At 56.7% G+C, this 9,438-nt stretch carries 10 protein-coding genes and 1 pseudogene; 9 read left to right on the top strand and 2 right to left on the bottom strand.

The window, feature by feature from the left end:
• Positions 1-37: 37 nt before the first annotated feature.
• The 5 genes from BM152_RS04650 to BM152_RS19215 all read left to right on the top strand — a co-directional run bounded on the left by BM152_RS04650 (position 38) and on the right by BM152_RS19215 (position 5,129).
• Positions 38-1,204, top strand: a complete 1,167-nt coding sequence (locus tag BM152_RS04650; RefSeq protein ID WP_066608092.1) for an iron-containing alcohol dehydrogenase — start codon at positions 38-40, stop codon at positions 1,202-1,204.
• A gap of 106 nt (positions 1,205-1,310) precedes the next feature.
• Positions 1,311-2,678, top strand: a complete 1,368-nt coding sequence (locus BM152_RS04655; RefSeq protein ID WP_111481328.1) for a hypothetical protein — start codon at positions 1,311-1,313, stop codon at positions 2,676-2,678.
• A 291-nt stretch (positions 2,679-2,969) separates the two neighbouring features.
• On the top strand, positions 2,970-3,428 hold the full coding sequence (locus BM152_RS04660; RefSeq protein ID WP_066608180.1) for a hypothetical protein: 459 nt from the start codon (positions 2,970-2,972) through the stop codon (positions 3,426-3,428).
• 293 nt (positions 3,429-3,721) lie between these two features.
• On the top strand, positions 3,722-4,267 hold the full coding sequence (locus BM152_RS04665; RefSeq protein ID WP_066608098.1) for a YaeQ family protein: 546 nt from the start codon (positions 3,722-3,724) through the stop codon (positions 4,265-4,267).
• Positions 4,268-4,694: 427 nt separating this feature from the next.
• Entirely contained in the window at positions 4,695-5,129 is a 435-nt protein-coding gene (locus BM152_RS19215) for a hypothetical protein (RefSeq protein WP_158527942.1), read from the top strand.
• A gap of 12 nt (positions 5,130-5,141) precedes the next feature.
• Here BM152_RS19215 and BM152_RS04680 read toward each other — a convergent pair whose 3' ends face one another.
• Complete coding sequence (locus tag BM152_RS04680) at positions 5,142-6,014, bottom strand: LysR substrate-binding domain-containing protein (protein ID WP_066608107.1); 873 nt, start codon at positions 6,012-6,014, stop codon at positions 5,142-5,144.
• Between the two features lie 86 nt (positions 6,015-6,100).
• On the opposite strand from BM152_RS04680, the gene BM152_RS04685 reads away from it, so the two are divergent.
• The 4 genes from BM152_RS04685 to rpsU all read left to right on the top strand — a co-directional run bounded on the left by BM152_RS04685 (position 6,101) and on the right by rpsU (position 8,090).
• Positions 6,101-6,817: an SDR family oxidoreductase gene (locus BM152_RS04685; protein ID WP_066608110.1), complete on the top strand. Its 717-nt coding sequence runs from the start codon at positions 6,101-6,103 to the stop codon at positions 6,815-6,817.
• Positions 6,807-7,067 (top strand): DUF6552 family protein, encoded by a 261-nt coding sequence (locus BM152_RS04690; RefSeq protein WP_066608111.1) that lies wholly within the window; start codon positions 6,807-6,809, stop codon positions 7,065-7,067. Before BM152_RS04685 ends, BM152_RS04690 begins: the two co-directional genes overlap by 11 nt.
• A gap of 245 nt (positions 7,068-7,312) precedes the next feature.
• Positions 7,313-7,723, top strand: a complete 411-nt coding sequence (locus BM152_RS04695) for a GFA family protein (protein WP_066608116.1) — start codon at positions 7,313-7,315, stop codon at positions 7,721-7,723.
• 166 nt (positions 7,724-7,889) lie between these two features.
• Positions 7,890-8,090 (top strand): 30S ribosomal protein S21, encoded by a 201-nt coding sequence (rpsU, locus tag BM152_RS04700; protein WP_066608183.1) that lies wholly within the window; start codon positions 7,890-7,892, stop codon positions 8,088-8,090.
• A 346-nt stretch (positions 8,091-8,436) separates the two neighbouring features.
• Here the strand turns inward: rpsU and BM152_RS04705 are convergent.
• Positions 8,437-9,376, bottom strand: a pseudogene (locus BM152_RS04705) (IS3 family transposase); the annotation flags it as partial.
• Between the last annotated feature and the right edge of the window lie 62 nt (positions 9,377-9,438).

The raw sequence follows: 9,438 nt of genomic DNA on the forward strand, positions 1-9,438 counted from the left end.
TGCGGGTCGCGCATTTTTTACTTCAAGGACAAGATCAATGACTGATGGTATCAAACCGTTTTCCTTCGACACGCCCGGCTCCATGCTTGTGGAATGGGGTGGCGCGAAGCGGATGGGCGAGCTTTTGAGCGCATGGTTTCCCGAGCGCAACCTGTTGATCGTGACTGACAAATTCCTGCATGAGAACGGCCTGCTTGATCCGGCTGTGGCCTCTTTGAAAGCTCACGGTTTCACCGTGACGGTGTTCGACGATGTGGTGGCCGATCCGCCCGAAGCCGTGCTGATGTCCTGCGTCGAGCGTGCGAAAGCGGCGGGTGCGGATGTCGTCATGGGGCTTGGTGGCGGCTCCTCTATGGACATCGCCAAACTCGTGGCGGTGATGCTGGTCTCCGAACAACCGCTTTCCGAGCTCTACGGCATCGGCAAGGTCGAGGGCAAACGCACGCCTCTGGTGCAGGTTCCGACCACGGCGGGCACGGGCTCCGAAGTGACCAACATCACCATCCTGACCACCGGCGAGACCACGAAAATGGGCATTGTCTCGCATCAGCTTTATGCCGACCGCGTGTTGCTGGATGCCGAGCTGACCGTGGGTCTGCCGCCGGTTCAGACGGCTGCGACCGGCATTGATGCGATGGTTCACGCCATTGAAGCCTTCACCGGCCAGCACAAGAAAAACATGATGTCGGATGTCTTCGCCAAAGAGGCGCTGCGTCTGATGACGGCGAACCTGATCACCGCCTGTCAGGACGGCACCAACCGCGCGGCCCGCGAAGCGATGCTTCTGGGTGCGAACCTTGCGGGGCAGGCGTTTTCTAACAGTCCGGTGGGCGCGGTTCATGCGCTGGCCTATCCGTTGGGCGGGCATTACCACCTGCCGCATGGTCTGACCAATGCGCTGATGCTCGGGCCGGTTCTGCGCTACAACATGACCGCCGCCGCATCGCTCTATGCCGAGCTGGCCGATGTGGTTGTCGGGCCGTCCGAGGAGGGCACGCAGGCCAAATCCGCCAATTTCGTGAACTTCATGCAAGACCTGATGGATCGCTCCGGCGCGCCGTTGAAACTGCGTGATGTGAACGTCCCTGAAGCCGATCTGCCGATGCTGGCGAAAGACGCCATGCTGCAAACGCGGCTTCTGGTCAACAATCCCGTCGAAGTGACGGAGAAAGATGCGCTCGCGCTGTATCGCGAAGCATACTGACCCTCAGACAGGCGCCCTGACGCACCGCAGGTAGGGCGCCTGACACATACTATAAATGTGCCCCGGGAGGGAGGGGCCCAACTGCGCACAAAGCGAGGAGACTTCAGTGAGACAACAACGTATCGACGGGCAGGAAACGCCCTATTGGCCGGCGGGTCCGTTCAAGATCCGCCTGCCATTCCTACACTACCGGTTCGAGTGGCCGGATTACTTCCAGGGCCTCTTGATGTGCGCTGTGGATCTGGCGGCGATCCCGCTCATGATCGAACTGTTGGGGATGCCCTTTGAGGTGGCCCTTGCTGTTGTCATGATGAACGGGATTTTGTACCTGACGCACCACTTGCTGGGCGATCCGGTTATTCCCGGCTGGATCACACCGGCGATCCCGCTTCTGATGGCCTATTGTGCGGCATTTCCGGAGGGGCCGGAGCGCGTGCATGCCTTGATTGCCTTCCAGTTGATGCTCGGTCTGTTCTCGATCTTCATCGGGGCCTCGGGTCTGGCGCATCGCGTGGTGCAGCTGATTCCGCAAGCGATCAAATCCGGCATCATCATCGGGGCGGGCATTGCCGCCGTGATCTCGGTGTTCAAGGTCGGTGGCCGGTTTGACAGCTTTCCCTTCACCATCACCATCGCGGTTGGGATTGCCTTCTACGTCATCTTCTCGCGGCACTTTGCCAAGCTGAAAGCCACCAGTTTCATCTTTGGTGCGATCGGCAAGCTCGGTATTTTCCCGATTGTGGCGCTGGCGATTGTGGTTGCTCCGGTCTTTGGCGAGGCGCCGTGGCCGACCATCGAGTGGGGGATTTCCAAGCCGGACTTCACCACGCTGTGGAAGGAATACACCATCTTCGGCCTCGGTTTTCCGCCGCTGAGCATGTTCCTCACCGCGATCCCGACGGTTCTGGCCGCCTATATCGTGCTGTTCGGGGATGTTCTGCAAAGCAAGGCCATCCTTGAAGAAGCCGACCACGCGCGTCTGGACGAAAAGATCGACTACAACCCCGACCGTGCACATATGATCTTCGGGGCGCGGAACTCGGTCATGTCCATCATCGGGCCGGATGTGGCCATGTGTGGACCGCTCTGGGCCGCCATGCATGTCGTCATTGTCGAGCGTTTCACGCAGGGCAAAAAGGCAATGGACTCGATCTTCGGCGGGGCAGGGTCCTTCCGTTGGGGGACCAACACCGGCTTGCTCCTGATGCCGATTGTCACGCTCGTGCAGCCGATCCTCGGCATCGCTCTGGCTCTGACGCTGCTGATCCAGGGCTATGTCTCGGTACGCATCGGTGTGATGGAAGCGCGCTCCCAGCGTGACCTGGGCATCGCCGGTGTCGTCGCCGCCGTGCTTGCCACCCGCGGGGCCGCTTGGGCCTTCGGCGTCGGCGTGGTGCTCTGCATCCTCGTCTACGGTCGCGACTTCTTCCGCGGTGAGGTCGACGAGACCTTCGTGAAAGACATGAAAGACTGACACAAAGCATTTTGTGAGACGTTGAAACGGGGGCCGCTTTGGCCCCCGTTTTGTGTTTGGCCTGCTTGGGTCTCGCCCCCCCAACCCCGCCCACATAAAAAACGATCACCCTTTGTTGAGTGATCGTTCAAATATGTTTTTTGAGTCATCGCTCCATAACGCTTAAATGCCAGTCTACGACATGACGGCAAAGGCGTTTGCGCGATGAACGGTCTGTTCTGTGCCGCCCTTTGCCACAGTGTTTCAAACCGGCTCCGCATTTTGCGCAAAACACAGAGAGACCTTCCCGATATGTTGACACTTCACAGCCTCAGAAATCTGGTGATCGCCGGATTGGTGGGCGAAATTTCGTTTGAACTCTACGCATGGCTGATCTCGCCGGTTCTGTTCGGGGTGGCTTTGGCCCCTGCGAATTTGGTGATCGCTCTGATCAAGATCGCCTTTGGCGTCACGCTGCCGCATTGGGCCGGTTTCCTTGTCCATTTCACAATCGGCGCAGTCGGGTTCGGGGCGTTTGTCTGGCTGACGCATCTGGTGACGCGGTTCAATCTCATCCTGTCAGGTGCCGTGGCGGGGTTTGTCCTGTGGTTCGTGGCACAAGGTATGCTGGCGCCTGTGGTGGGGCGCAGCTTCATGATGGGGTTCGGGGCCTATACCCAGTCCTCCTTTATCGGGCATGTCGGCATGGCGACCTTGATGGGATATGTCATGGTCAGGTTGCAAACACGCCAAGCGCGCATCGCGGTCTAAAAGCGCAAGCGTAACCAAGGGGCAAAGCAGGGCGATCCTGTCTGCTTTGCTCATCACCATGCCTGAGACCATGCCCGTGGCCCTATCTGCCTGAGGCAGGAAGAGGCGGGCAGGGGCGTGGCACAAGAGCCGCGCGAACGGCTGTCCGATGTCTTATCTGCTTTCACAAAGACGCCGGAGGCTTTAGAGCCTATCGCAACGTGCCTCGATGGAGCGTGACAGCCCCATCCCGACGCAGCGCGGCGTTTCTTGAAACGCCTGCGGCAGGCCCATCTTTAATCAGGACAGATATCATGGCGCTCAAAGCCACCATTTACAAAGTTGAACTCACCGTCTCCGATATGGACCGTCACTATTACGAGACCCACAAGCTGACGGTGGCCAAACATCCTTCCGAGACGGATGAGCGGTTGATGGTGCGCCTGCTGGCCTTTGCCCTGAATGCCCACGAGCATCTGGAAATGACCAAGGGCCTCTCCACGGATGACGAGCCCGACATCTGGCAGAAAAGCCTGAGCGACGAACTGGAACTCTGGGTGGCCTTGGGCCTGCCGAGCGAGAAACTCGTGCGTCAGTCCTGTGGCAAGGCCCGTGATGTGATCATCTATGCCTATGGCGGCAGGACGGCAGAGATGTGGTGGGAGAAGATCAAAAACAGCACCACGCGGTTCGATAACCTGAAAGTGGTGAATATCACCCCGAAAGACACCGCCGCATTGGCCGATTTGGCGCGCCGCACGATGAAGTTGCAGGTCAACATTCAGGACGGCGAGGTGATGGTCGGGGTTGATGATAGCGTGGTCTACCTGACGCCGGAGACTTGGAAAGAGGCGGGGTAGGCGCCGGAGGTTCCGCAGAGTGGCGCAACCATACGGCTTGGGCGCAACATTTTGTTGCATCATTCCTTAGAAACAGGCCCCCCAAAATCGAAGAAAGACAGCTCCGAGCCGTTTGTGGCAGTCCGACACCAACGGCGAAACCGGACATTTGCTTCATCTCGCATGGCTGTTGTTTAAGGAGATGGGCCTTGGTCGCCTTTGCAAGCCAAGGCCCATACTCTCATTTGGTGAGGTTTCCCGATTGTGCTCTCGACAGGCCTATCTCTTTGAACGCTTTCCTGAGGCAAAAAACAATACTGTCGCGAGAGTTGCTGGGAGAAAGAGGCCGAAGGACATGGGCAGAGCCGTGGCTGTTCCTCCGATGGCAACGCAGGACGAGACGGTAAATGCCATTGCAAACTGAATGGCTCCGAGCAAAGCCGAGCCCATGCCAGTACTTACACCAATGGCTTGTATAAACTGCAGAGCGTTGAACCACACGATATCGTCGAGCAACGGTAGGGCCGATCTCGTCCTCGAAGCCGTATTCGAGGAAACAGGCAATTACGCCGCCCAACCTGCCCTGAAGGAGGACAAAAGGTGTCGCGTGGTGCTGGAAGAGTTTCTGATCAATGTCTTCGAGCATCTGAACAAAGATCGCGATACTCTATGTTCCATTATCGCCGCTGCGCAGAAGGATGTGACATTCAATGCCTCCTTCCATAAGAGTTTCGTCTTGCCGCGTGAAAAGATGATCACCGCGTTGCTGCATCGGGCACCAGACATGCGCGCGCACCGCGCACCAAGTTCAGCTCAGCGGGACAAAACGGATATGCGCTACGGCTGCGCCAATGGCAGAAATCGACTGCTTTTGATTGAATAAAGCAGGATGAGGCTATTTTTCAGCTTGTTCCAGAAACCAAGATATAACGGCTTCAATCGCCGGGTTTTGTTTTGTCTTGCGTGTGGAGAGCAGGTAAAAGTCCTGTTCGCCGATCAGGGTTTGTGGTGTGATCTGTATCAACCGTTTGGCGGCAATCTCGCCCTCTACGAGAAAACGGCTTACCAGAGCCGCTCCCTGACCAAACAGGGCTGCATCCACGGACAGGGATGTTTGGCTGAGGCGTAGCCTATGTCCGGCTACATCTTCGATGTTATGCAGTTTGAGAAACTCGGGCCAGAGGTTGTGGCTGTCATGAAGTTTGGGGATGGATGACAACGCTTTTGCATCAAGAGGCAAATCATACCCGTCCACCAGACTTGGCGCGGCCACGGCGATAACCTCCTGACGAAACAGGAGGTGCGCATCAAGTGAGGCTCCGAAAGGCGGCTTTCCTTGTCGCACGGCAAGATCAATTCCGTCGCTGTGAAAGCTTGAAGCCTTTTCTGTTGCCAGAATGCGTAGGTCGATATCCGGATGCTTGGCCGAAAAGTCCGGCAGGTTGGGGATCAGCCATTTTGCGGCGAATGTCGGAGTGACGCTGACAAGAACTTTGCGGGGTTCCGGTTTGAGTTGCTCCGTTGCATTGCGCAGCGCCTCGAATGCGGCGGCGACAAAGACGTGATAACTCCGTCCCGCTGACGTGAAAGCCAAGCCCTTTGGAAGCCGTTCAAACAAGGGCACGCCTAAATGCGCCTCAAGTTGACGCACCTGTTGGGCGACGGCCCCTTGGGTGACGCCAAGTTCATCCGCAGCAGCACGGAAATTCAGACATCTGCCAGCCACGTCAAATGCACGTAGACCGTTGAGGGGAGGAAGTTGCGGCATTTGGCAATAGTAATCCTATAGTCATGAAACATCAATTCTCGCGCGATACGCCGATTTTATTGATCTATTGATAAGCCAGAATAGTGATGGAGAGAAAAAGTTCAGTAGAAAAAGTAGCACTTATCACCGCCGGAGGAAGCGGCATGGGCGCAGAGGCGGCCCGTCGATTGGCTGCAGATGGCTTTAAGTTGGGTGTTCTGTCGTCTTCAGGGAAAGGCGAGGCGCTTGGGGTCGAGTTAGGCGGGTTCGGCGTCACGGGGTCCAATACCAACCCCGATGACCTCTCTGCCTTGGTTCAAGGAGCGGTGGACCGTTGGGGGCGTGTGGATGTGTTGGTCAATTCCGCAGGTCATGGACCCAAAGGGCCGGTGCTGGATATTTCGGATGAGGATTGGCATAGGGGCATGGACGTGTATTTGATGAACGTTATTCGCCCGACGCGCTTGGTGACGCCCGTCATGCAAGCACAGGGCGGTGGCGCGATCATCAACATTTCGACATTTGCGGCCTTTGAACCCGATCCGTTGTTTCCGACCTCTGGCGTCTTTCGGGCCGGACTTGCGGCGTTTACGAAGCTCTATGCCGACAAATATGCCGCCGACAATATCCGTATGAACAACGTGCTGCCCGGGTTTATTGACAGCATTCCTGAAACCGAAGATCGCAAAGCCCGTATCCCGATGGGGCGCTATGGGCGCGTGCAAGAAGTGTCTGCTGTAATTTCGCTTCTGGCATCCGAAGGTGGTGGCTACATGACAGGGCAAAACCTGCGTATCGACGGAGGATTGACCCGTGCCGTCTGATGCAAGCATTGCGCGCCCACGCTTTGACCGTATGGTGTTTGCGGTCAAATGGGGCGCTTCGATCATCCAGATATTAGGCTACACCGCCACAGGTTTCGGCTGGACACCATGGAATCTCTACCTGTTCCTAATCGGCGTTTTGGGGTGGTTTGCAGTTGGAGCGATGTGGAATGACAAAGCCTTAATGCTGGTTCACATTGTAGCACTCGGAGCAATGATCGCCGGTATGGCGAGTGGCTCATCGTTGTAGAGTAGACATTCGAGCAAGGCGCAGCATCAAGCGCCTTGGGCTCGAAGCGGCCCTTTGCTGCAACGTGAGCGGACGGCGGCTCTGGACCGTGAACCACGTAAGGCATGGTTTTCAATCCGTTGATGCTCTGTGACACCGAGGCTGTCTCTCTTTGATCCCTTTGACCGGAAATCAACACGGGGATACAAGGGAACAATGAAATGCGTTCGGCTGGCGGCAGGGGTTGCCGGTTGCGAGGAGTGTGAATGGACAAGAAACCGACCACGGGACAATGCCTTTGTGGCGCTGTGAAATTCCGCATATCAGGAGAGTTCGAGAGCTTTTTCCTGTGCCACTGTTCCCGCTGCCGTAAGGACAGCGGTTCGGCCCATTCGGCAAACCTGTTTTCCTCCACAGCCAAACTCATCTGGGTGTCAGGCGAGGCAAAGATCAAGACGTTCCGTCTCCCCGGATCACGCCACATGAAGAGCTTTTGCTCCGACTGCGGATCCGCACTGCCTTTTTCCCAGCCGGAGGTCGGTTTGCTTGTGGTTCCGGCAGGGTCGCTTGACAGCCCGATCGACATAAGACCCGACGCGCATATCTGCTGTTCCAGTCGTGCGGACTGGGACAACGATCTGAGCTCCATCCCAAGGATCGACGGGCTTCCCGGCTGAACGGTCGCGCAGGTGATGCCTCTCGGACAACCGCCAGATGACAAGAACGCGACCGTCGACTTTGTCCGGCATGACAGGCTTTGCTATACAAGATGGTTTAAGGTTGCTATCTGGCCTGTAGATGCAAATCATTGCAAATCCAAACGAGAAGGCTGATGTAAACCACATGCAGGTTAGTGTTCGTGACAACAATGTCGATCAGGCCCTTCGGGTTCTAAAGAAAAAACTTCAAAAGGAAGGCGTGTTCCGCGAAATGAAGCTCAAGCAACATTTCGAGAAGCCTTCCGAGAAAAATGCGCGTCAGAAAGCAGAAGCGATCCGTCGCGCCCGCAAACTGGCACGCAAGAATCTGGAACGCGAAGGATGATCTGGTTCAACTCTTGATGTTGAATAAACACCCCCGTTGTCTGATGGCAGCGGGGGTTTTCCGTGCCGGAAGGGCGTTTTTACATAGGCCATTCACGGTGCCCGCATCGCGGAAGACCCATCTACACGCAGCAGACATATCTGTGGCTGTCGGGTCGGGAGGTCTCAGGCACAGGTTGAACGATCTCCATTCGACACATTTCCGGGTTGGACAAGGTTTTTCTGGGTTTTCTGCAACAGCTTTCCGATGGATTGAAAGAGTTTCGCCCGTGCCGTTCCGGGGCGCCAGGCCAGAACGACCTGACGCGTGAGCTACTCCCCATTTGTTGGACAGGATCTGGCGTAAATTAAGCTACTCTCTGCTCCTGCTGATTGGATTGTGTTCTGTTATTTCTCAGCCAATAGACCACGGCTGGTGGCCTGCCGCCAAGGGCTGAGTGTGGGCGTTGGTTGTTGTAAAAGGTCATCCATTTCCGGATGCCTGCCTTCGCTTCTGATCCGGTCTCCCAAGCATGCAGATAGACGCACTCGTATTTCAGGGTTCGCCAGAGCCTTTCAATGAAGATGTTGTCTAAGTAGCGGCCCTTCCCATCCATTGAGATGCGCACGTCGGATCGGCGGAGCCGGTCGGTCCAGGCGAAGGACGTGAACTGAGATCCTTGATCCATTGCCCGGCAGTGCATTCGCAAAGCGAATGTCACGAGAGGGGGTATTCATGATCTCGGGCGGGCCGAACTTGTGGATGGCCTCGTTCAGTGCCTCAACACAGAAGTCCGCCTCCAGAGTATTCGAGATGCGCCAGGCCAGCACCTTACGGGTGTGCCAATCCATAATGGCGACCAGATACAAGAACCCTCGGCGCATGGGCAGATAGGTAATATCCGAGCACCAAACTTGGTTCGGACGCTCCACCCGCAGACCTCTCAGCAGGTAGGGATGCGTCTTGTGCCCTTTCGCAGGCCTGCTGGTGTTGGGCTTTTGGTAGATCGGCATCAGCCCCATCAGGCGCATCAGCCGGCGTATCCGCTTCTCGTTCACAAGATGCCCATCGTTACGCAGGTGCCAGGTCATCTGCCGGACACCGAAGAAGGGTGTTTCCAGGAACTGCTCGTCGATCCGCCGCATCAAATCAAGGTTCTGCGCGGTCTCGCCCTTCGCCGTGTAATAGAATGACGAGCGTGAGATCGACAGCAGCTTGCACTGCTGCCCGATGGACAAAATGGAATTATTTGGCTCAATCATGTCGTGCCTCACTTGCCGGTCCATGGTTTGAGCTTTCGTGACAAAGCTAGGGGGACCGTGGCCCCAGTGGGGCCTCGCAAGCCCCCCTACCGTTGGCCACGGCGTGC

The sequence above is a fragment of the Celeribacter halophilus genome, assembly GCF_900114135.1.
Taxonomy (GTDB): domain Bacteria; phylum Pseudomonadota; class Alphaproteobacteria; order Rhodobacterales; family Rhodobacteraceae; genus Celeribacter; species Celeribacter halophilus.

Coding starts and splice junctions, on each gene's coding strand:
- BM152_RS04650 (WP_066608092.1), top strand. CDS start 38: ATGACTGATGGTATCAAACCGTTTTCCTTCGACACGCCCGGCTCCATG.
- BM152_RS04660 (WP_066608180.1), top strand. CDS start 2,970: ATGTTGACACTTCACAGCCTCAGAAATCTGGTGATCGCCGGATTGGTG.
- BM152_RS04665 (WP_066608098.1), top strand. CDS start 3,722: ATGGCGCTCAAAGCCACCATTTACAAAGTTGAACTCACCGTCTCCGAT.
- BM152_RS19215 (WP_158527942.1), top strand. CDS start 4,695: ATGCCAGTACTTACACCAATGGCTTGTATAAACTGCAGAGCGTTGAAC.
- BM152_RS04680 (WP_066608107.1), bottom strand. CDS start 6,014: ATGCCGCAACTTCCTCCCCTCAACGGTCTACGTGCATTTGACGTGGCT.
- BM152_RS04685 (WP_066608110.1), top strand. CDS start 6,101: ATGGAGAGAAAAAGTTCAGTAGAAAAAGTAGCACTTATCACCGCCGGA.
- BM152_RS04695 (WP_066608116.1), top strand. CDS start 7,313: ATGGACAAGAAACCGACCACGGGACAATGCCTTTGTGGCGCTGTGAAA.
- rpsU (WP_066608183.1), top strand. CDS start 7,890: ATGCAGGTTAGTGTTCGTGACAACAATGTCGATCAGGCCCTTCGGGTT.